19 protein-coding genes are annotated in these 21,875 nt (G+C 69.2%); 10 read left to right on the top strand and 9 right to left on the bottom strand.

Going from position 1 to position 21,875, the window contains the following annotated elements; all coding sequences use genetic code 11:
• Positions 1-33: 33 nt before the first annotated feature.
• The 3 genes from ATK30_RS26385 to ATK30_RS26395 all read left to right on the top strand — a co-directional run bounded on the left by ATK30_RS26385 (position 34) and on the right by ATK30_RS26395 (position 3,070).
• Positions 34-900, top strand: a complete 867-nt coding sequence (locus ATK30_RS26385) for an SDR family oxidoreductase (RefSeq protein ID WP_101437882.1) — start codon at positions 34-36, stop codon at positions 898-900.
• A 103-nt stretch (positions 901-1,003) separates the two neighbouring features.
• A complete protein-coding gene (locus ATK30_RS26390) occupies positions 1,004-2,059 on the top strand; it encodes an alpha/beta fold hydrolase (protein ID WP_101437883.1) in 1,056 nt (351 codons plus the stop codon).
• 63 nt (positions 2,060-2,122) lie between these two features.
• Positions 2,123-3,070, top strand: coding sequence for an NADPH:quinone reductase (locus ATK30_RS26395; protein WP_101437884.1), 948 nt, complete (start codon positions 2,123-2,125; stop codon positions 3,068-3,070).
• Positions 3,071-3,077: 7 nt separating this feature from the next.
• On the opposite strand, the gene ATK30_RS26400 is transcribed toward ATK30_RS26395, so the two are convergent.
• Complete coding sequence (locus ATK30_RS26400) at positions 3,078-4,004, bottom strand: NADP-dependent oxidoreductase (RefSeq protein ID WP_101437885.1); 927 nt, start codon at positions 4,002-4,004, stop codon at positions 3,078-3,080.
• Between the two features lie 76 nt (positions 4,005-4,080).
• On the opposite strand from ATK30_RS26400, the gene ATK30_RS26405 reads away from it, so the two are divergent.
• Positions 4,081-4,497, top strand: a complete 417-nt coding sequence (locus ATK30_RS26405; protein ID WP_101437886.1) for a winged helix-turn-helix transcriptional regulator — start codon at positions 4,081-4,083, stop codon at positions 4,495-4,497.
• 106 nt (positions 4,498-4,603) lie between these two features.
• Here ATK30_RS26405 and ATK30_RS26410 read toward each other — a convergent pair whose 3' ends face one another.
• The 4 genes from ATK30_RS26410 to ATK30_RS26425 form a co-directional block, all read right to left on the bottom strand.
• Positions 4,604-5,818: an acyl-CoA dehydrogenase family protein gene (locus tag ATK30_RS26410; RefSeq protein ID WP_101437887.1), complete on the bottom strand. Its 1,215-nt coding sequence runs from the start codon at positions 5,816-5,818 to the stop codon at positions 4,604-4,606.
• A gap of 27 nt (positions 5,819-5,845) precedes the next feature.
• On the bottom strand, positions 5,846-7,141 hold the full coding sequence (locus ATK30_RS26415) for an acyl-CoA dehydrogenase family protein (RefSeq protein WP_101437888.1): 1,296 nt from the start codon (positions 7,139-7,141) through the stop codon (positions 5,846-5,848).
• Between the two features lie 101 nt (positions 7,142-7,242).
• Positions 7,243-8,433 carry a low temperature requirement protein A gene (locus ATK30_RS26420; protein WP_101437889.1) on the bottom strand — a complete coding sequence of 397 codons (1,191 nt, stop codon included), beginning with the start codon at positions 8,431-8,433 and terminating at the stop codon, positions 7,243-7,245.
• 54 nt (positions 8,434-8,487) lie between these two features.
• Positions 8,488-9,669 carry a TetR/AcrR family transcriptional regulator gene (locus ATK30_RS26425; RefSeq protein WP_101437890.1) on the bottom strand — a complete coding sequence of 394 codons (1,182 nt, stop codon included), beginning with the start codon at positions 9,667-9,669 and terminating at the stop codon, positions 8,488-8,490.
• 159 nt (positions 9,670-9,828) lie between these two features.
• On the opposite strand from ATK30_RS26425, the gene ATK30_RS26430 reads away from it, so the two are divergent.
• From ATK30_RS26430 to ATK30_RS26455, 6 genes are all read left to right on the top strand, one after another.
• On the top strand, positions 9,829-11,040 hold the full coding sequence (locus ATK30_RS26430) for an acetyl-CoA C-acetyltransferase (protein WP_101437891.1): 1,212 nt from the start codon (positions 9,829-9,831) through the stop codon (positions 11,038-11,040).
• Positions 11,041-11,048: 8 nt separating this feature from the next.
• A complete protein-coding gene (locus ATK30_RS26435; protein ID WP_101437892.1) occupies positions 11,049-13,220 on the top strand; it encodes a 3-hydroxyacyl-CoA dehydrogenase NAD-binding domain-containing protein in 2,172 nt (723 codons plus the stop codon).
• 75 nt (positions 13,221-13,295) lie between these two features.
• Positions 13,296-13,745, top strand: a complete 450-nt coding sequence (locus tag ATK30_RS26440; RefSeq protein ID WP_101437893.1) for an SRPBCC family protein — start codon at positions 13,296-13,298, stop codon at positions 13,743-13,745.
• Between the two features lie 61 nt (positions 13,746-13,806).
• Positions 13,807-14,010 (top strand): hypothetical protein, encoded by a 204-nt coding sequence (locus ATK30_RS46365; RefSeq protein ID WP_244194734.1) that lies wholly within the window; start codon positions 13,807-13,809, stop codon positions 14,008-14,010.
• Positions 14,011-14,314: 304 nt separating this feature from the next.
• Positions 14,315-14,770 carry a DUF3761 domain-containing protein gene (locus ATK30_RS26450; protein WP_101437894.1) on the top strand — a complete coding sequence of 152 codons (456 nt, stop codon included), beginning with the start codon at positions 14,315-14,317 and terminating at the stop codon, positions 14,768-14,770.
• 44 nt (positions 14,771-14,814) lie between these two features.
• Positions 14,815-16,293 carry an MFS transporter gene (locus ATK30_RS26455; protein WP_341867392.1) on the top strand — a complete coding sequence of 493 codons (1,479 nt, stop codon included), beginning with the start codon at positions 14,815-14,817 and terminating at the stop codon, positions 16,291-16,293.
• A 49-nt stretch (positions 16,294-16,342) separates the two neighbouring features.
• On the opposite strand, the gene ATK30_RS26460 is transcribed toward ATK30_RS26455, so the two are convergent.
• From ATK30_RS26460 to ATK30_RS26475, 4 genes are all read right to left on the bottom strand, one after another.
• Complete coding sequence (locus tag ATK30_RS26460) at positions 16,343-17,905, bottom strand: acetolactate synthase large subunit (RefSeq protein ID WP_101437896.1); 1,563 nt, start codon at positions 17,903-17,905, stop codon at positions 16,343-16,345.
• A gap of 5 nt (positions 17,906-17,910) precedes the next feature.
• Positions 17,911-19,296, bottom strand: coding sequence for an FAD-binding oxidoreductase (locus tag ATK30_RS26465; protein ID WP_101437897.1), 1,386 nt, complete (start codon positions 19,294-19,296; stop codon positions 17,911-17,913).
• Between the two features lie 782 nt (positions 19,297-20,078).
• Entirely contained in the window at positions 20,079-20,579 is a 501-nt protein-coding gene (locus ATK30_RS26470) for a DUF3830 family protein (RefSeq protein WP_009082826.1), read from the bottom strand.
• Between the two features lie 3 nt (positions 20,580-20,582).
• Positions 20,583-21,839: an aspartate aminotransferase family protein gene (locus ATK30_RS26475; protein WP_101437898.1), complete on the bottom strand. Its 1,257-nt coding sequence runs from the start codon at positions 21,837-21,839 to the stop codon at positions 20,583-20,585.
• Between the last annotated feature and the right edge of the window lie 36 nt (positions 21,840-21,875).

Genomic DNA, 21,875 nt, shown 5'->3' on the forward strand with positions numbered 1-21,875 from the left:
TGGCTAAGTGTCAATAGAGCCGAGGAGTCCTCCATGGCCAGGCAGTCGCTCTCCGGAAAGGTCGTTGTCGTCACGGGCGGCGCGCAGGGCATCGGGGCGGCCACCGCCGCCGCGCTGCGCCGGCGCGGCTGCCGCCTCGTGCTTGGCGACCTAGACCGGATCCGCGCGGAAAAGACCGCGGGCGAGCTAGGTCCGGACGTGGTCGCGTCGCCGCTGGACGTCACCGACACGGCCGCTTTCACCGCGTTCCTGGACGACGTCGAACGCACCATCGGGCCGATCGACGTGCTGATCAACAACGCCGGCATCATGCCTCTCGCGCCGCTGGACGAGGAGGACGACGCGGCCACGCGGCGGCTGCTGGAGATCAACGTGCACGCGGTCGTGCACGGCACGCGCGAGGCCGTCAAACGGATGAAGCCGCGCGGTCGCGGGCACATCGTGAACGTGGCGTCGATGGCCGGAAAGTCCGGATTCCCCGGGGCGGCCACGTACTGCGCTACGAAACACGCCGTGGTCGGGCTGTCCGAGGCGGTGCGGCTGGAGCTGCGCGGCACCGGCGTCGAAGTGTCGTGCGTGATGCCCGCGGTGGTGCGCACGGAACTCGCGTCCGGGCTGGGCGAAGCGCGGTTCATCAAGTCGGTGGGGCCGGACGATGTCGCGGCGGCGATCGTCGACGCGCTGGAGCGGCCGAAGTTTGACGTCTTCGTCCCGAAATCGCTCGATCTGACCGGCCGGATCACCCGGCTGTTCCCGCGCGCGTTCGGCGAATGGCTGGTGCGCGCGCTCGGCGGCGACCAGCTGCTGGCGTCGGCCGCGCATTCGCCCGAGCGCGCCGAGTACGAGGGCCGGGCCGCCCGGAGCGCGCCGTCGTCCGTCCCGCCTGGTGGGAGCGTCTGATGTGGACGTGCGCTTGCCGGGTGCTTGCGGGAGTGGCGTGTTGATGCCGCGCCCGCGCGCAAGGCAAGATGCCCGGCAGATGACGAGCTCCAGGAGGCACTAGATGGTTTCCCCACCGGCCCGGTTGGCTGCCGCGGCGGCCAATGTCGTGGGCAAGGTGTTCCAGGGTGGGGTCGCCGATCTGCGGCCGATGCCGAGGGTGCTGATCGACCAGGGGCCCAACCGGTCGGTGTACCGGATGACGCACGGAGTGAGCGAGACGTCGGGCCTGCCGGTGCTGCTGGTGCCGCCGCTGGCCGCGCCCGCGCTGTGCTTCGACCTGCGCCGCGGCTGCAGCCTCATCGAGCACCTGGTCGAGGGCGGACGGCCGACCTACCTCGTGGACTACGGCATGGTCGCCTTCTCCGACCGCCGCCTCGGCATCGAGCACTGGATCGACGAGGTGCTGCCGAGGGCGATCCGGAAGGTCAGCCAGGACGCCGGCGGACAGCGCGTGCACCTGGTGTCGTGGTCGCTCGGCGGGATCTTCTCCATGCTGGTCAGCGCCGATCAGCCGGACCTGCCGATCGAATCGATCACCGCGGTCGGCTCGCCGGTCGACTTCACCGCGATCCCGATCGTCGCGCCGTTCCGCCCGCTCGTGGACCTCACCGGCGGGCATCTGCTCACCCCGGTGTACCGGGTGTTCGGCGGCGCACCGTCCTATTTGGTCACGCGCGTGTTCCGGGCCACCGGGATCTCCAAGGAGATCACGAAACCGCTGGCGATCCTGAAAAACCTCGACGATCGCGACTACCTCGCGCAGATCGAGGCGGTGGACCACTTCATGGACAACATGTACGCCTACCCCGGGCGGACGTTCGGCCAGCTGTACCACCGGTTGTTCCGCACCAACGACCTCGCCGAGGGGACCGTCGACCTGAACGGGCGCAAGATCAGCCTGTCCGACGTGAAGAAGCCGATGCTGGTGGTGGCGGGCGAAAACGACACCATCGCGCCGCGGGCGTCGGTGGAACGCGTGGTGCACCTGCTGGAAAACGCGCCGGAGGTCCGGTTCCGCACCGCGCCCGGCGGGCACCTCGGCGTCCTGACCGGCCGCCGCGCGCGGGGCACGACCTGGCGTTACCTCGACGAGTTCCTGGACGATCTGGTCGGCTGACCGGCGGAGAGCACTCCGACATCCGCCGCGAAGTCGGTAAAAAACCGGCGGTACCGTGGGCTGGTGATCGCTGCATACGTGACGTCGCTCGGCGACAGTTCCGAGATCAAGGTCGGTCAGCTTCCGGACCCCGCGCCGGGTCCGCGCGAGGTGCTGGTGAAGGTCTCCGCGGTGGCGGTGAACCACGTCGACACCTTTGTCCGCTCCGGCGCGTATCCCACCGCGGTTTCGTTCCCGTTCGTCATCGGCCGGGATCTGGTGGGCACTGTTGTCTCCTCGCCAGTGAACCGCTTCGCTCCCGGCGACCGCGTGTGGTGCAACAGCCTCGGCCACGACGGCCGGCAGGGTTCCTTCTCCGAGTACTGCACGGTGCCCGAAGACCGGCTTTATCGCTTGCCGGACGGGGTTTCCGACGACGCCGTCGCTGTCCTGCACACCGCCGCCACGGCGTACCTGGGCCTCTTCGAGCACGCCGACGCCGGTTACGGCGAAACGATCGCAGTGCTCGGCGCGGCCGGCGGCGTCGGCAGCGCGGTCGTCCAACTTGCTTCGACCGCTGGCCTGCGGGTCATCGCGACCGCCCGCGCCGAGGACGCGGAATGGTGCCGGGAATGCGGTGCCGACGAGGTTTTCGACTATTCCGATCCCGACCTCTACCGCAAACTCCCCGCAGTGGATCTGTTGTGGGACAACGCGGGCCGCCACGACCTGGTCTCCGCGGTGCCGCTGTTGTCTCGCGGCGGCCGTATCGTGGCGATGTCCGGAATGCAGTCGACACCGACGCTGCCGATCGGCGAGCTGTACACGCGCGACGCCAGCATTCGCGGTTTCGCCATCAGCAACGCCGGTGTCTCCGCCTTGGGTTCGGCTGCCCGAGTGATCAACCGGGCCCTGTCCACCGGAATCCTTCGCCCCCGGATCGGCACTCGCCTGCCCCTGGCCTCGGCCGCCGAGGCGCACCGATTGCAGGAATCAGGCGAGGCGCGCGGCCGGATCGTGCTGGAGGTCTGAGCCGGGGTCAGACGGTGAGCACGAGCTTGCCCTGGAGATGACCGCGGTCAAGCAGCCGGTGCGCGTCGGCAATGCGCTCGAACGGGAACGTCTCCTGCACGTGGACCCGCAGCTTGCCCTGCTCGACGAGGGCGACCAGCTCACGCAGCCCGGCCGGATCCGGGTCGACCGCGATGCCGCTGAACCGCATCCCGGCCGCCTCGAACTTCGCGATGAGCTCGGTGTCCTCTTCCGCGACCGCCGTCACCAGATGCCCGCCGGGACGGAGCACGCCGAGCGACCGTTCGACGGCGTCGCCGCCGAGAGTGTCGAGCACAACGTCGATCTCGCGGACCACCCCGGCGAAGTCGGTCGTCTGATAGTCGATGACCTCGTCGGCGCCGAGCGCTTCGGCGAACTCCCGCTTGCTCCCGCTGGCGGTCGTAATCACGTGCGCGCCAAGGGCTTTCGCGATCTGGATCGCGACGTGCCCGACCCCGCCGCCACCGCCGTGGATCAGCACGCGATCGCCCGCCGTCACGCCGCCGAGGTAGACCAGCCCTTGCCACGCCGTTAGCCCGACCACCGGCAACGCCGCGGCCTCGACGTGCGAAAGCTCCTTCGGCTTGCGCACCAAATGCAACGCCGGTGCCGCCACGACTTCGGCGTACGCGTTGGCCGCGCGGGGAAACAGCGGCATCCCGAACACTTCGTCGCCAGGCCGGAACCGCCAGGTCAGCGCCTCTTCGACCACGCCGCTGACATCCCAGCCGAGCACGAACGGCGGCTGGCCGAGCAACGGAAACTCGCCTTCGCGCAGCCGTGCCTCCAACGGATTGAGCCCGATCGCCTTGACGCGGACGAGGACCTCGGTCGGCACTGCGCGGGGCTCGGGCGCGTCCACGATCGTGAGCACTTCGGGACCGCCGAGCTTGTGCTGGGTGATGACTCGCATGACTCTCCTGGTTTTTTGGAGGGGAACGAAAACCAGGCTAGGATTCCGATAGGTACCAGCAGGTACCTTTGACTCCATGAGCGATTACGGCCCCGGCGGGGTCTTTCTCGCCGACTGCCCGGCGCGCCTGGCAGCCGAGCTGATTGCCGACAAATGGACGGTGGTCGTGCTCGCCGGCCTCAGCGAGGGCCCGGTCCGCCACGGCGAACTGGTCGAGATGATCGGCGGAATTTCCCGGAAGGTGCTCACCCAGACGCTGCGCCGGCTGGAGGCGCACGGGCTGGTCCGTCGTCAGGCGTATGCCGAGGCACCGCCGCGGGTCGAGTACGAGCTGACGCCGCTGGGAGTGACGCTGGTCGAGCCGATCCACACCCTGACGGAGTGGGCGCGGGCAAATGGGGACGCGGTTTTGGACGCGCTGGATTCGGCCTCGCAAAGCGGCGACGACAAACTGCGACGGCAGGTGGTCGAGCACGCTGGAACTAAGGAGTAATTCCACCGGCCGGAAGATCGCTGAGGTCGAGGCGCGGAAATTCGAGAAGCAACTGGACTGACAAGACCGCTCGGCCCGCCTCGGTGAAGCGGGCCGAGCGGCTGGACTACTTCAGTTCGGCCGACGTCTTCCCCAGCACCCGCCGCGCCACGATCAGCTGCTGAATCTGCTGCGTCCCCTCGAAGATGTCCAGGATCTTGGCGTCCCGGGACCACTTCTCCAGCAGCGATTCCTCCGTGTACCCGTACGCGCCAGCGAGTTCGACGCACTTCAGCGTCACATCGACCACCGTCCGGCCTGCCTTGGCTTTCGCCATGGAGGCCTGCAGCGAGTTCGGCTGACGGTTGTCCGCCATCCACGCCGACTCCAGCGTCAGCAGATATGCCGCCTCGTAATCCGCTTCCAGCTGCAGGAAGGTCGCGGCCGCGGCGTGCTGGGTCAGCGCTGGGCGGTCGTAGTCGATGACGACGCCGGCTTCGGTCAGGATGCGACGGGTTTCGTCCAGTGCCGCGCGGGCGACGCCGATCGCCATCGCGGCCACCAGCGGGCGGGTGTTGTCGAAGGTCTGCATGACCCCGGCGAAGCCCTTGGCCGTGTCGATGTCCGGCGTGCCCAAGAGGTTTTCCTTGGGGACGCGGCAGTTCTCGAAGCGCAGCACGGCGGTGTCGGACGCGCGGATGCCCAGTTTGTGCTCCACGCGCACGACCTCGAAGCCAGGCGTGCCCTTCTCCACCACAAACGACTTGATCGCGGCGCGGCCCTTCGTGCGGTCCAGCGTCGCCCAGACCACGACGGCGTCGGCGCGCTGGCCGGACGTCACGAAGATTTTTTCGCCGTTCAGGATGTAGTCGTCGCCGTCCTTGGTGGCCGTCGTGGTGATGGCGGCCGAGTCCGAACCGCAGCCGGGTTCGGTGATCGCCATCGCGGCCCACAGGCCCTTGAAGCGCTCGAGCTGCTCGTCGGTCGCCACGGAGCTGATCGCGGCGTTGCCGAGGCCCTGGCGCGGCATGGACAGCAGCAGGCCGACGTCGCCCCAGCACATTTCGATCGTGCCGAGCACCACGTTCAGGTTGGCGCCGTTGCGGTTCCCCTTGGGGCCGCCGTCGTCCTTTTCGGACCGGCGCACGCCGGCCGCGCCCGCGCCGCCTTCGCCGGAGGAGTTCAGGCCGTCCAGCAGCGCGGCGAACATGTCCAATTCGGACGGATAGGTGTGCTCGGCGCGGTCGTACTTGCGCGAGATCGGCCGGAACACCTCGGCCGCGGCCTGGTACGCCTGGTTGATCAGCGCGCCGGCCTTCTTCGGAGCTTCCAGGTTGATCATGAGTTGCCTTTCACCGCAAGGAAAAGATCAGAGGAGGACGGCGCCTTCCATCACGCCGATCGCCCGCAGGTCGCGGTACCAGCGCTCCACCGGGTGCTCCTTCACGAACCCGTGCCCGCCCAGGAGCTGCACGCCGGCGTTGCCGATCTGCATGCCCTTGTCCGTCGCGAGCTTCCGGGCGAGCGCCGCTTCCCGTGCGTATTCCTTGCCCTGCTCGGCTCGGGCCGCCGCGCGCAGCGTGACCAGGCGCAGGCCCTCCAGCTCGATCGCGATGTCCGCCACCGAGAAAGCGACTGCCTGCCGGTGGCTGATCGGCTCGCCGAACGCGGTGCGCTCGTTCACGTAAGGCACGACGTAGTCCAGCACGGCCTTGCCGACGCCGGCGGCGAGCGCCGCCCAGCCGAGCCGGGAAAGCCGGACCACCTCGGTGAAAACGTCCGCCTTGCCGCCGCCGAGCAGCGCGCCCGCGGGCAGCGAGACCTTCTCCAGGTGCAGCTTTCCGGTGGCCGCGCCGCGCAGGCCCATCGCGGGTTCGGACTCGATCGTCACGCCCGCGTTGGACGATTCCACCAGGAACAGCGCCGGGCCGCGGCCTTCCAGATCGGCCGAGACCAGGAACAGTTCGGCCTCCGCCGCGCGCGGGACGAGCGACTTCACGCCGTCGAGCTGGTAGCCCTTCGGGGTCCGCTTCGCCTTGGTGGCGGGCTTGAACGGGTCGAACAACGGCGTCCGCTCCAGCAGCGCGAGCGCGGCGGCGGGCACCTGCTCGCCGGTGAACGCGGGCACGTAGTCGGCCTGCTGCTGCTCGTCGCCCCACGCGACCAGCGCGGTGCTCACCGCCGACGGGGCCAGCACGGCCACCGCGAGTCCCAGGTCGCCGTGCGCGAGCGCCTCCGCGACCAGCGCGTTCGTGACGACCGAACGCTCCGTTCCCGCGCCGCCCAGTTCCTCCGGAATGCCGACGAGGCTGACGCCCAGCTCGGCCGCGCGGGTCAGCAGGCCCTCCGGCGCGGCGAGCTTCTCGTCGGCGTCCGCGGCGGCCGGACGCAGCTGTTCGGCGGCGAATTCGCTGACCGTCTCGACGATGAGCTTCTGGTCCTCGTCCGGCGTCAGGTCGAACAGCCCGCGGTCGTCCGGTTTCGCCAGCCGTGCCGGTTTGCCCAGCCGCTGGACCGAGGTGAACGACCGGGTCGCCGCCCCCGCCGCGCGGAAACCGTTGCGGGTCCCCGTCTTGACCAGGTTCTGCACCGGCCCGCGCAGCCCGACCCGGTCGATCGCCTTGCTCCCGGCCAACCGGGTGAGCGCGGCCAGGCCGAGGCCCATCGCGTCTCGTTTCCTTGGCGCAGCCATGCAGCATCTCCCTCGCGTTACCTACTCACGAGTAGGTTAGCGCGGCATCGGCCAATCCGCCAGTGCGGCCCGCCTCACTCCGCGGCCGGCCGCCTGGCCAGCGACGTGCGTTCGAACGCGATGAGCAGCAGGACCGAGGCCGTGACGATCAGCAGCAACAGGGCTGCGGGCACGTGCCCGAGGAGCGGCGTGAGCGCGAGCAGAACCGCCGCGAGCACGAGCCGTTGCCGGTTCCAGCTGCCGAGGTTGCGCCGCCGCAGCGAACTGAGCGCGACCAGGTAGAGCGCGAGCCCGCCGGTCAGCGCCCACAACGCGACGCCGTGCAGTGCGTCCACTGGGCTGTGGTTCACGCTGCCGGACAGCGTGACGAACGTCTTCTTCAAACCGAGCGCGACGAGGACGATGCCAGCGATGAGCGGCAGGTGCAGATAGGTGTAGGAATCGGTGGCGATCTTGGTGCGCGCGACGCCTTCGGCGCGGGCCAGCCGGCTCTCGGCGACGTGCGCGACCAGGTCGAAGTACGTCCACCACATCCCGGCCGACAGCGCGATCCCGCAGATCGCCGACCCGGCGACGAGCCACGTGATCGGCACGTGCCCGATCCCGATGCCGATCGCCACGATCGATTCGCCCAGCGCGATAATCACGATCAGCCCGAACCGTTCGGCGAAATGCGCCGGCGAGTGCAGCCGCCAGCCGGCGGGGCCGGTCAGGTAGACGTTGAGGTAGTCGACCGCCAGCGCGACCACCCAGAGCGCGGGCTGCCACGGCCCGCCCACGACGTCGGCGATCACGAGCAGCGCCAGGCTCGGGACCAGCCCGCGCAGCATCTTCAGCAGTACCAGGCGCAATTCGGCGTCGTGCCGCGCGGCCCCGAGGTAGGCGACGAGATGCAGCATCCGCACGACGCCGTAACACGCGACGAACAGCAACGGCCCGTCAAGCCCGCCGGGTTGGTTGGTCAGCGCCTGCGGCACCGCGAGCGCGACGAGGAACATCACCGCCATCGCGCCGAACATCGCCAGCCGTGCGATGCCGTGGTCGACGTGGATCATGGTGCCGAGCCACGCGTAACTGCACCAGCACCACCACAGCACCATCAGCACCAGCAGTCCCTCGCCCAGACCGAGCAGGCTCAGGCGTCCGGACATCAGTTCGGTGGTCTGGGTGATGGCGTAGACGAAGACCAGGTCGAAAAACAGCTCGATGGTCGTGACGCGGTGGCCTTCGTCCGCGCGAACCAGATGCAACCGTCTCGTGGGCACGGCAGATGTTTACCCGGCCGAGGGGATCGGTGGGGCAAGTTTCGCGGAGAGCGTTCAGCCGAGCCCGAGAACCGCGTGCAGCACCGTCGTCAGCTCCGCCTGCAGATGCGGCCTGTTCTTGATCCGCCCAGTCCGGCTGAGATCGTTCGCGATAGTCAGCGCGGCATGCACCCGGATCTTCGCCTCGCGCGCCGGAAGCTCCGGAAACACCGCGCACAGCAAGGAAACCCACTGGTCGACGTAATCGCGCTGGACACGGCGCAGATCGGCCTTGTCGCGCTCCGGCATGGTCGCGCGATCCGCGGTGAAGGACACCAGCAGCTCCGGCGTGCGCAGCAAAACATGCACGTACGACGCGGCGAGCCGGCCGAGCGCGGACCGTTCGTCGGGAGCCTGCAGCGCCTGCTCGGCGGCCAGTGCGAGCCGGTCGGCCGCGCGGTGTCCGATCGCGACCATCAGCGCGGCCTTGCTGGGGAAGTGCCGGTACACGCTGGGTCCGGCGATGCCCGCCGCCGCACCGATGTCCTCCATGCTCACCGTGTGGAAGCCGCGTTCGGCGAACAGGCCGGTCGCGGCGGTCAGCACCTGTTCGCGGCGGGACGGCGTGCCGAGGCTGCTCGCGACCGGCGGCGCGGGCTCTTCCGGGACCGGCAGCGAGACGTCGAGCACAGTCCGGGCCAGTTCGACCAGCAGCGGCACGAAGCGTTTGCGCGCCACCGTCGTGTGGTGCACCGCGACGCTCCCGAACACCGACAGCGCGGCCCAGCACAACAGCTCGGCGTCATCCGCGGATAGTTCCGGACGCAGCGTGAGCAGGGCTTTCGTCCACGCGTCGAGCACCGCACCGGACCGGCGGCGGATCTCCCGGCGTTGCTCGCGCGGCAGATGCGGGCCTTCCCAGCGCCACAGCGCGGCGATCTCCCGGCGCTCGACCGCCTGTGTCGCGAGGCCGGTGAGCAGGGCGTTCAGCTGCTCTGGAGGCGGTGCGGAATCGGCGAGGGCGGCCGCGGTCGCCGACTCCATGTCGTCGATCCCGGCGAGCACGACGTAGGCGAGGATCGCCTGCTTGTCGGCGAAATGCCGGTACAGCGCGGGGCCGGTGACGCCCGCCGAAGCGGCGATGTCGTTGATCCCGACGCCGTGGAACCCCCGCGCGCGGAACAGCTCGGCCGCGACGGCGGCGAGCTGGGCCTTGCGGTCGCGAGGCCGCGAGCCGCGGGCGGAAGACGTACTCATGGTGAACTGACCATAGCGCTTATCGGAACTAGAGCAACCCATTGACACCATGGGATTCTTCGGGCTTATGTTAATGGCCATTAGCACCTACCGGCCGGTATAGTCGGCCGCGAGATACACCGCAGTGTCCAACCATGCCGCTTCGCGGAGGAGTGTTCAGTGAGTAGCGAGGCCTACATCTACGAGGCGTTGCGCACGCCCCGGGGCAAGAACAAGGGCGGTGCCCTGCACGGCACCAAGCCGGTCGACCTGGTGGTCGGCCTCATCCAGGAGCTGAAGGTCCGCCACCCGAACCTCGATCCGCAGGCGATCGACGACATCGTGCTCGGCGTCGTGTCCCCGGTGGGCGAGCAGGGCGCGGACATCGCGCGCACCGCCGCGCTCGTCGCGGGCCTGCCGCAGACGGTCGCGGGCGTGCAGCTCAACCGGTTCTGCGCGTCCGGCCTCGAGGCCACGAACGTCGCGGCGCAGAAGGTCCGCTCCGGCTGGGACCAGCTGATCATCGCGGGCGGCGTGGAGTCGATGTCGCGCGTGCCGATGGGTTCCGACGGCGGCGCGCTGTTCATGGACCCGGCCACCGCCTACGACCACTACATCACCCCGCAGGGCATCGGCGCGGACCTGATCGCGACGATGGAGGGCTTCTCCCGCGAGGACGTCGACGCCTTCGCCGTCCGCTCGCAGGAGAAGGCCGAGGCGGCCTGGTCCGGCGGCTACTTCGCGAAGTCCGTCGTGCCGGTGAAGGACATCAACGGCGTCACGATCCTCGACCACGACGAGCACCGCCGTCCGGGGACCACCCTGGAGGGTCTGGCGAAGCTCAAGCCGGCCTTCACCACGATCGGCGAGATGGGCGGGTTCGACGCCGTCGCGCTCCAGAAGTACCACCAGGTCGAGAAGATCGACCACGTGCACACCGGCGGCAACTCGTCCGGCATCGTCGACGGGTCGGCCATCGTCCTGGTCGGTTCCGAGCAGGCGGGCAAGACCTTCGGCCTCACGCCGCGGGCGCGCATCGTCGCCACCGCCTCGATCGGCTCCGAGCCCACGATCATGCTGACCGGTCCCACGCCGGCCACCGAGAAGGTGCTGAAGACCGCGGGCCTGACCCCGGACGACATCGACCTGTGGGAGCTCAACGAGGCGTTCGCGTCCGTCGTGCTCAAGTGGCAGAAGGACCTGAACCTTCCGGACGAGAAGGTCAACGTCAACGGCGGCGCGATCGCCATGGGCCACCCGCTCGGCGCCACCGGCGCGATGCTGGTCGGCACCGTGGTCGACGAGCTGGAACGCCGTCAGGCGCGCCGGGCGCTGGTGACCTTGTGCATCGGCGGCGGCATGGGTGTCGCGACCATCATCGAGCGGGTGTGAGGATCGAGATGACCGAGAGCAAGACCATCCGTTGGGACAAGGACTCCGACGGCATCGTCACGCTGACCCTGGACGACCCGGACCAGTCGGCGAACACGATGAACCAGGCCTTCCGCGAGTCGCTCGCCGCGACCGTGGACCGGCTGGAGGCGGAGAAGGACGACATCGCCGGTGTCGTGCTGACCTCGGCGAAGAAGACCTTCTTCGCCGGCGGCGACCTGCGCGACCTGATCCAGGCCAAGCCGGAGCACGCGGCCGAGATCACCGCGTCCAGCACCGCGATGAAGGGCCAGATGCGCCGGCTCGAGCAGCTCGGCAAGCCGGTCGTCGCGGCCATCAACGGCGCGGCGCTCGGCGGCGGCCTCGAACTCGCGCTCGCGACGCACCACCGCATCGCGGCCGACGTCAAGGGCAGCCAGATCGGCCTGCCCGAGGTCACCCTGGGCCTGCTCCCCGGCGGCGGCGGCGTGGTCCGCACCGTGCGGCTGCTCGGCATCCAGAGCGCGCTGCTGAACGTGCTGCTGCAGGGTCAGCGGATGAAGCCGCGCAAGGCGCTGGAGCTGGGCCTGGTGCACGAGGTCGTGGACACGGTCGACGAGCTGGTGCCCGCGGCGAAGGCGTGGATCAAGGCCAACCCCGAGGGCGGCGTGCAGCCGTGGGACGTCAAGGGCTACAAGATCCCGGGCGGCACCCCGTCGAACCCGAGCTTCGCGGCGAACCTGCCCGCGTTCCCGGCGAATCTGCGCAAGCAGCTCAAGGGCGCGCCGATGCCCGCGCCGCGCGCGATCCTCGCCGCCGCGATCGAGGGTTCGCAGGTCGACTTCGACACCGCGATCCAGATCGAGACCCGGTACTTCGTGAACCTGGCCATCGGGCAGGTCTCGAAGAACATGACCAAGGCGTTCTTCTTCGACCTGCAGACGATCAACTCCGGCGGTTCGCGTCCGGACGGGTTCGAGAAGTTCACCGCCAAGAAGGTCGGCGTGCTCGGCGCCGGGATGATGGGCGCCGCGATCGCCTACGTGTCCGCGAAGGCGGGCATCGACGTGGTCCTCAAGGACGTCTCGCAGGAGGCGGCCGAGAAGGGCAAGGGCTACGCGGTCAAGCTCGAGGAGAAGGCGCTCTCGCGCGGCAAGACCACGCAGGAGAAGTCGGACGCGCTGCTGGCGCGGATCAAGCCGACCGCCGACCCGGCCGACTTCGCGGGCGTCGACTTCGTCATCGAGGCCGTGTTCGAGAGCGTCGAGCTGAAGCACAAGGTGTTCGGCGAGATCGAGAACATCGTCAACGCGGACGCGGTGCTGGGTTCCAACACCTCGACGCTGCCGATCACCACCCTCGCCGAGGGCGTGCAGCGGACCGAGGACTTCATCGGGATCCACTTCTTCTCGCCGGTGGACAAGATGCCGCTGGTCGAGATCATCTGCGGCGAGAAGACTTCGCCTGCCACGCTGGCCAAGGTCTTCGACTACACGCTGCAGATCCGCAAGACCCCGATCGTCGTCAACGACAGCCGCGGCTTCTTCACCTCGCGGGTCATCGGCACCTTCATCAACGAGGCGGTCGCCGCGCTGGGCGAGGGTGTCGAGCCGGCGTCGATCGAGCAGGCGGGTTCGCAGGCCGGTTACCCGGCGCCGCCGCTGCAGCTGATGGACGAGCTGACCCTGACGCTGCCGCGCAAGATCCGGCAGGAGACCCGCGCCGCGATCGAGGCCGCGGGCGGCACCTGGACGCCGCACGCGTCCGAGGCCGTCATCGACACGATGCTCGACAAGTACGACCGCAAGGGCCGCAGCAGCGGGGCGGGCTTCTACGAGTACGACGAGAACGGCAAGCGCACCGGTCTGTGGCCGGGCCTGCGCGAGGCGTTCAACTCGGGTTCGGCGGACGTGCCGTTCGAGGACCTCAAGGAGCGCATGCTCTTCGCCGAGGCGCTGGAAACGGTGAAGTGCTTCGACGAGGGCGTCCTGACCTCGATCGCGGACGCCAACATCGGGTCCATCTTCGGCATCGGCTTCCCGGCCTGGACCGGTGGCGTGATCCAGTACATCAACCAGTACGAGGGCGGCCTGCAGGGCTTCGTGGACCGCGCCCGCGAACTGGCAGCGCGGTACGGCAGCCACTTCGAGCCGCCGCAGTCGCTGGTGGAGAAGGCCGCCAAGGGCGAGATCTACGAATAGAGCATGCTCTTGTGACGGCGGGGCCGCTCCGGGGATTTCCCCGGGGCGGCCCCGTTTCCGTGTTGGGAGGGGACGATGACGGAACCGCAACTGCCGGTCTTGGACGAACATCGGATCGTCGTGGACGCTGACGCCGAGACCGCCTGGCGTGCGGTCAACGAGGTCGCCGACCGGGTTTCCGGCCGAGTGGCCACCGGATACGCCTGGGCGGTGGGCGCCGCCGACTGGAAGGCGACCGGTCCTCGTCCCCTCGCCGAGGGCTCGACTGTTCCGGGGTTCCGGGTCGTCGCCGCTGAACCGCCCAGGTTGCTCGCGCTCGCCGGACGTCATCGGTTCTCCGAGTACCGTCTCACCTTCCGGCTCGAACCCGGTGCTGAAGGGCAGACCTTGATCCGAGCCGAGAGCCGAGCCCGGTTTCCCGGGGTGCTCGGGGCTGGCTACCGCTTGCTCGTCGTGGGAAGCGGCGGGCATGTCTTCAGCATGCGGAGGATGCTGGGAACGATCGCGCGCCTGGCGAACGGTTGATTCCCTAATTTCTGAAGCGCTGTTTCTACGTTTTTCGCGGCAACGGATTCTTGCTCCATTCGTGGCAGCCGGGCAGCCCGCGCATCTGCGATACGGCGACCGGACTGTGGGCAACGCAGGCGCTGCGGGACGGGACACCTGCTCCTACGACGGATACGCGTTCTTCGCCGGGCGAGGCGTTCCCGACTTCGGTGCGTTCCTCGCCGGAGCCGCGCAATGCGGCAGCACCGCGACGATCATCGGTGACGACGACGTCTCCCGCTAGGTCGCGGATTCCGTTGCGCGGGAACGTAATCGCGCACTGCCGTACTACTATCTCGCGCTCGCGAGCGCCCCTGCCACGCCCGCGAAAGGCCTCGCACACGACTTCTACGCCACGCTCAACGCCAAGACAAACCACTCGCGGTACTGCGCGTTCAGGGCGGCGAGGTCGATCCGCAACTGGAGGGTTTCTGCGGGAAGGCGGTCGCCCGTGCGTCAGACCCGTGGTGCCCGGCGGACGGCTGAGCCGTTGTAACAGTTTTCCGCGCTTTGTCGACTCCTCGCATTGGATCGCGAGGAGGTGCCGCATGCTGCGGAAACTGGGGATGGCATTGGCTGCCGGCGTTCTGGTCGCCGGATGCGGAGCGGCACCGGCCGGAAACGCCCCGTCGGCTGTCACGAGCGAGTACTCGCCGCCGCCGACAACCTCCAGCGCGCCCGAAACGTGGGTCACGCCAACGACACCGGCGACGTCGATCGCGGCACCGGTGACCGCCCCGCCGACCACGGCGGCCAAGCCCAAGACCCAGGCCGCTCCGCGGACCACGACGTCCCAGGCCGACGTGCCGGATCAGGGCGCGCCGGATCCCGGCCCCGCCGACTGCGGTTCCGACTACTACCGCAACTCCTCCGGAAACTGCGTCCACCGCCCGGACTCGAACCCCTCCGGCGCGACCGCCCAGTGCAATGACGGCAGCTACAGCTACAGCCAGCACCGCTCCGGCACCTGCTCGCGCCACGGCGGCGTCAAACAATGGCTCTGAAGCCCGGCATTCGGCCAAACGGACCAGCCCGGTAAGTCGGATCGATCACGAACCGCCCGTTCCGCCCGCCCCGGCCGGTAGCGTGCGAATCCGGTACGGCATACGGAGCGGGGGACGTGGTGGCGCGGGCGGGTTCGGGGCCGATCATCGTGGTGCTCGCCTCGTGCGGGCTGGTCGCGTCGTTCATGCAGACGCTGGTCATCCCGTTGATCCCGGCGTTCCCGAGACTGCTGAACACCACGCCGACGGACGCGTCGTGGGTCGTCACCGTCACGCTGCTCGCGGCGGCGGTGTGCACCCCGGTCGCCGGGCGGCTCGGCGATCTTTACGGCAAGCGCCGCGTGCTGCTGGTGAGCCTGGCGGTGCTGATCGCCGGATCCGTGGTCTCGGCGCTCACCAGCTCGCTCGCGCTGATGATCGTCGGCCGCGGGCTGCAGGGATGCGCGATGGGCGTCATCCCGCTCGGAATCAGCATCATGCGCGACGAACTGCCGCCGGAACGCGTCAGCGGCGCGATTTCGCTGATGAGCGCGACGCTCGGCGTCGGCGGCGCGATCGGCCTGCCGGTCGCGGCGATCGTGGCCGAGCACGCGGACTGGCACGTCCTGTTCTGGGGTGCGGCCGGGCTCGGGCTCGGTTGTGCGCTGCTGATCCTGCGGTTCGTTCCGGAATCGCCGGTCCGCACGCCCGCACCCTTCGATTTCCTTGGCACGCTCGGGTTGATCGTCGGCCTCACCAGCCTGTTGCTGCCGATCGTCAAGGGCGGCGAGTGGGGCTGGGGCAGCCCGGCGACGCTCGGGTTCGCCGCGACGGCAGTGGTCGTTCTCGCTGCCTGGGGCTGGCATCAGCTGCGCCGCCGTGACCCGCTGGTCGATCTGCGCGTTTCGGCGCGGCGGCCGGTGCTGTTCACGAACCTCGCGTCGGTCATGGTCGGCTTCGCGATGTACGCGATGTCGTTGTCGTTCCCGCAGTTGCTGCAGGCGCCGTCGGTTACCGGCTACGGCCTCGGGCTCAGCATGGTGCAAGCCGGGCTTTGCCTCGCGCCGAACGGTCTGGTGATGATGGCGCTGTCCCCGGTGTCCGCACGGCTGACCAACCGCTACGGCGCCCGCGTCACGCTCATGACCGGGGCGACCGTGATCGCGGTCGGGTACCTCTTCGCGATTTTCCTGATGGCCAACGCGATCGAGCTGATCATCGCGTCGGTGATCATCGGGGCGGGCGTCGGAATCGCTTACGCCGCAATGCCCGCGCTGATCATGAGCGCGGTGCCGGTCACCGAAACGGCGTCGGCGAACGGGCTCAACTCGCTCATGCGTTCCGTCGGCACCTCGACCTCCAGCGCGGTGATGGCCACGATGCTCGCCCATCTGACGATCACCGTCGGCTCGTTCACCGTGCCGTCGCTCGCCGGTTTCCGCGCGACGTTCGCGGTCGCCGCGGTCGCGGCGGTGGCCGGGCTGGCGTTGACCGCGGTGGTGCCGCGGTTCCGTGCCGCCAGCCCGGACCTCGCCCGCGTCTAGAGCTTCGTGAGTGGAAATCCCGGTTCTAACCGGGATTGCCACTCACGAGTCAGAGCAGCGGCGGAACAGCCGCGTCGATCAAATGCGGTCCCGGCTCGGCGACTGCCCGCCGGAACTGCTCGGCCAGTTCCTCCGCGGTTGTCGCCCGGGTGGCCGGAACGCCCATGCCCTCGGCGATCTTGACGAAGTCCAGGTCCGGACGGCCGATGTCCAGCAGGTCCTTCGCTCGCGGTCCGTCCCCGGACGCACCGACGCGCTGCAACTCCATCCGCAGGATCGCGTACGCGTTGTTGTTGAGCACCACCGTGGTCACGTCGAGGTTCTCGCGCGCCTGCGTCCACAGCGCCGAGATCGTGTACATCGCGCTGCCGTCGGATTCGAGGTTGATCACCGGCCGCTTCGGTGCCGCGATCGCCGCGCCGACCGCCACCGGCATCCCGTAGCCGATCGCGCCGCCGGTCAGGGTCAGCACGTCGTGCCGCGGCGCGCCTGCCGTCGCGGCGGGGAGCATGAGCCCGGACGTGTTCGCCTCGTCCACGATGATCGCGTTCTCCGGCAGCAGCGCACCGATCACGTCGACCCAGTTCTGCACGGTGAGCGGACCGCTCGGCAGCTCCGGCCGTCCGGGCCCCTGCAGGACCGGTTCGGTGTCCGCGGCGACCAAGGCGGCGACCGCTTCCAGCGCGGCCGGGATGTCCTGGCCGACCGTCGCGAGGACGTGGACGTCCGCGCCTTCCGGGGTCAGCTCGCTCGGCATGCCGGGGTAGGCGAAGAACGACACCGGCGCCTTCGTGCCCGCGACGATCAGGTGCTTGATCCCGTCCAGCTGGTATTTGGCCTGTTCGGCGAGATACCCCAGCCGTTCGATGTTCGGCAGGCCGGCCCCGCGTTCGAGCCGCGCCGGGAACGTTTCGGCGAACGCCTTCACCCCGGTCGCGGCGACGATCCGGCTGGTCGCGCGCAAACCGGCTTCGCGGCAAGCGGATCCGCCGATCAGCAACGCCACGGGCTCGCCGCTGCGCAGCACGTCCGCGATCTTCTGCACGGTCGTCGCGTCGACCGTCTGCGGCACGCGCGGCGGAATCGGCGCGCACGTTTCGCCGCCCTCGCCCCACGACGCGTCGGCGGGAAGGATCAGCGTCGCGACCCGGCCCGGCGCGTCCTGCGCGGCCGCGACCGCTGCCGCGGCGTCCGCGCCGACGTCCTTCGTGTGCCCGGACCGGCGCACCCAGCCTTCGAGCGAGCCCGCGACGGCGTCGATGTCCGACTCCAGCGGGGCGTCGTACTGCTTGTGATAGGTGGCGTGGTCGCCGATCACGTTGACCACCGGCGTGTGCGCGCGGCGCGCGTTGTGCAGGTTCGCCAGGCCGTTCCCCAGACCCGGACCGAGGTGCAGCAGCGTCGCGGCAGGCTTGCCGGCGACCCGCGCGTACCCGTCCGCGGCACCGGTCACGACCCCCTCGAACAGTGCGAGCACGCCGCGCATCTCCGGCACCGAATCGAGCGCGGCGACGAAGTGCATCTCCGACGTGCCGGGGTTGGAGAAGCACACGTCGACCCCGCTGTCGACGAGCGTGCGGATGAGGGACTGGGCGCCGTTGAGCGTGGTCACTGTGCTCACTTTCCGGTTCGCGCGAACAGAACGCCGGGGTTCAGGATCCCGGTCGGGTCGAAGCTGTCCTTGACCCGGCGCAGCAGATCGAGCTTCGCCGGGTTTTCGAGCTTTTCGTAGTACTTCGTCTTGGTGCGGCCGAGGCCGTGCTCGCCGGAGATCGCGCCGCCCAGTTCGTACGCGTAGCCGAAGATGTCGGTCAGCAACTGGGAGCGCGTGTCCGGGTCCTTGCAGAAGATCGCCAGGTGGACGTTGCCGTCGCCGGCGTGCCCGCAGCCGATCGCGCCGCCGCCGGTCGTCATCGCCAGCGCGCGTGCTTTGGCCAGGAAGGGCGGCATCGCGGTCCTCGGCACCACCACGTCGATCACGTCGTCCGCGCCCGCGGCTTTGGCGTTCCAGAAGGCTTTTTCGCGAGCTTCGATCAGCTTGCGCGCGGCCCCGCCTTCGAGCACGTACGCGTCGACCGCGCCGAGTTCGGTGAGCAGTTCGCCGAGCGCTTCGACGTCCTCGTCGAGCCGGTCGGCCACCCGGTTTTCCAGCGCCACGGCCAGATACGCCTGGGTCCGGTCCCGGATTTCCGCCGGGACGCCCAGCTCGAGCTTGTCGTTGTAGACCATCGCGGCCATCGTCATGTTGTCGATGTACTCGAGGATCTGCGGGGCGAGACCGCTCGCGGCGATCTTCGGCACCGCCGCCATGACCTGCTCGAAGTCGTCGAACGGGGCGAGCACGGTCGCGCCGTGCGGCAGCCGGGGCTGCAGCTTCACGGTCACCTCGGTCACCAGCGCGAGCGTGCCCTCGGAGCCGATGATCAGCTGGGTGAGGTCGTAGCCGCTGGAGATCTTCGACATCCGGCCGCCGGTGCGGATGATCTCGCCGGTCGCGAGCACCGCCTGCAGGCCGGAGACGTTGCCCCGGGTGATGCCGTAGCGGATCGCGCGCATCCCGCCGGCGTTGGTGCCGACGGTGCCGCCGACGCTCGCGCTCAGCTCGCCGGGATAAACCGGGTAGGTGAGGCCGTGCTCGGCGGTCTTCGCGTCGAGTTCGGCCAGCGTGACGCCCGGCTGGACGACGGCGACGTGGTTGCCGGTGTCGATCTCGAGCACCGAATTCATCCGCTCGAACGAGACGACCAGCCCGCCCTCGACCGGCCGTGCCGCGGCGGACAGCCCGCTGCCGGACCCGCGCGCGGTCACCGGGATGCCCTCGGCCGCGGCGATCTTCAGCAGTGCGGAGACCTCTTCGGCGCTGGCTGGCTTCGCGACGTACGCCGGTTTCTGGCCCGGCGTGCTGAGCGCCTCGTCGTGCGCGTAGTCGTCGGAAATCGCGTCACCGGTCAACAGGTTCCCCGCTCCGACGGCACCTGCCAGCTGTGTTGCGATCTCGCTCATGCCACTCCCTCGTGCGCGCGCGTACGTCGTGGCCGCAGCCTAGCCGCTCTGCCGCGGAGCTGGCCATGAATAGTTTTCACGTTAGCGCACGCGGGCGCGAAAAAGGCCACGCCGCGCGCGTGGCCAGGAGGGAGAGAACCCAAGCAGGGACCGGCCCGCGCCAACAGGCCGGCCCCTGGGTTAATCCTCGGTGCCGGTCAGACGAGCCAGCCGAGCACGTGCGCCAGGTGCGCGAGCAGACCCGAGATCAGGTCGTGGCCGTGGTGCGCGTGCTGGGTGAACATCTGCATTGAGGGGCTCCTTGTTCGGATTGTTCTTCCTTGGTGCTCTCGCGAGGAGCGAACGCAGATTTCCACCGGCGCGCTCACGGTGTCAAAACGCGGATTTCCCTGTGCTGGCAAGGAATCGGCGGCCGGGGAATCTTCCCATGTTAAACATGTAAGGCTTTCGTGTTTGCCGCCGGGGGTGCACTGTGGACTCTTCGCCACGGTTCGTAGCGGGCGCCGGCTCCGATCACCGTGGGTAGCAGAAACGCGCTGCGGCAACCGGGCGGCGTCGCCCCTCGAACCGGTGAAGGCGAAGCCACGATTGGTGAGTTCCCGAGGTTCACACCGCCGGGTGATCAACAGGCCGGGATCCCTTGTCCGGCAGGGGATCCGGGTCTCGTCCATGATCGCGGAGGGTTAACCCGGCTTCACTCTGGCGGGACAATCCGCCCGATCGGATCGCGAAAAAGGCCGGTCCCTCCGCAGTGGAGGAACCGGCCCTTGCCGGGTGACTCGTCAGTCCGCGCGCGCGAACGACAGCGTTTCGCCTTCGACGCCGCGCAGCCACAGATCCTGCGCGGCCGCGGCCATCTCGGACAGGCCTTCCTCGATCGTCGCGAACACGTTGCCGGGCACCCAGCCCGCGTCGCCGTTGATCAGGAGGTTGTTGCGGCCGTAGAAAATCGCGAGATCCGTGGCACCCTGGTCGCTGTGCGCCTCGCTGCCCTCGTCGTAGCCGTACGCCGGGTTGCCGATTTCCCACGCCTCGAATCCGAAGTAGACAACATCGCCCGGGATCGGGGTGATGGTCGGATTCTCGCGGCCCGGCTTGGGTTCCGCGAAGGGCGGCACGAGCGTGTAGACCTCGTTGCGCGCGTACTTCGCGTGGTAGGCCGAACCGCTCTGCGGCAGTGCGTCCCACACTGCCTTGCAGGTGCGCGGTGCTTCGTCGTCGAGCAGCCGTGCGCGGCAGGTGACGCCGCGCTTGTCGAGGCTGATGGTGATGTAGCGCGCCATGCCTCAGCTCCCCGTAACCGAAGTGACGACGTCGCCCCAGATGCGCAGCGCGTCGTCGACCTGTTCCGCGTTGACGACCAGCGGCGGCACCATGCGCACGACGTTCGAGTACGCGCCACAGGTGAGCAACAGCAACCCGCTCTTCGCGGCTGCCTGCTGCGCGGCCTGCGCCGTGGCCGTGTCGGGTTCGCCGTCCGCAGTGGTGAACTCGGTGCCCACGAGAAGCCCGAGACCGCGTACGTCGCCGATAGCCGGCGTCTTGTCCGCGATGAGGCGCGCGCCCTCCAGCAGCTGACGGCCGCGCTCCGCGGCGTTCTCGACCAAGCCTTCGTCCTTGATGACGTCGAGCGTCGCGATAGCCGCCGCGCACGACACCGCGTTGCCGCCGTACGTACCGCCCTGCGAACCCGGGTACGCCTTCGCCATCAGCTCTTCCGAAGCGGCGATGCCGGAGAGCGGGAAGCCGCTGGCGAGGCCCTTCGCGATCAGCACGACGTCCGGGTGGACGTCGAAGTGGTCGTGGCCCCAGAACTTGCCGGTGCGGCCGAACCCGGCCTGCACCTCGTCGAGCACCAGCAGGATCCCGTGCCGGTCGGCGCGCTCGCGCAGTCCGGCCATGAACTCGGTGTTGGACGGGACGTAGCCGCCCTCGCCGAGCACCGGCTCGATGAAGAACGCGGCCGTCTCGTTCGGCGCGGAGACGGTCTGGAACAGGTAGTCCAGCTCGCGCAGAGCGAATTTCGTCGCCGTTTCCTCGTCCCAGCCGTAGTGGTAGGCGTACGGGAACGGCGCGACGTGCACGCCGGACATCAGCGGCGAGATGCCCGCGCTGAACCGCGTGCCGGAGGTGGTCATGGACGCCGCGGCGACCGTGCGGCCGTGGAAACCTCCCTGGAAGACGATGACGTTCGGCCGCTTCGTCGCCTGCCGGGCCAGCCGCAGCGCTGCCTCCACGGCCTCGCTGCCGGAGTTGGCGTAGAAGAGCGAATCGAGCCCGGACGGCAGCACTTCGCCGAGCTTGCGGGTCAGTTCGAGCAGCGGCTGGTGCATCACCGTCGTGTACTGGCCGTGCACGAGTTTGCCGATCTGCTCGCGCGCGGCTTCGACCACGCGCGGGTGACAGTGCCCGGTGCTGGTCACCCCGATGCCCGCGGTGAAGTCGAGATGACGTTTCCCGTCCACGTCGTAGAGGTAAACCCCTTCACCGTGGTCGACGACGACGGGCGTTGCCTGCTTGAGCAGCGGGGAAAGCTGGGCCATGCGGCGCCCTCCTGGATGCGGGTGGAGACGGTTGTC

This window comes from Amycolatopsis echigonensis, assembly GCF_002846615.1.
GTDB lineage: Bacteria > Actinomycetota > Actinomycetes > Mycobacteriales > Pseudonocardiaceae > Amycolatopsis > Amycolatopsis echigonensis.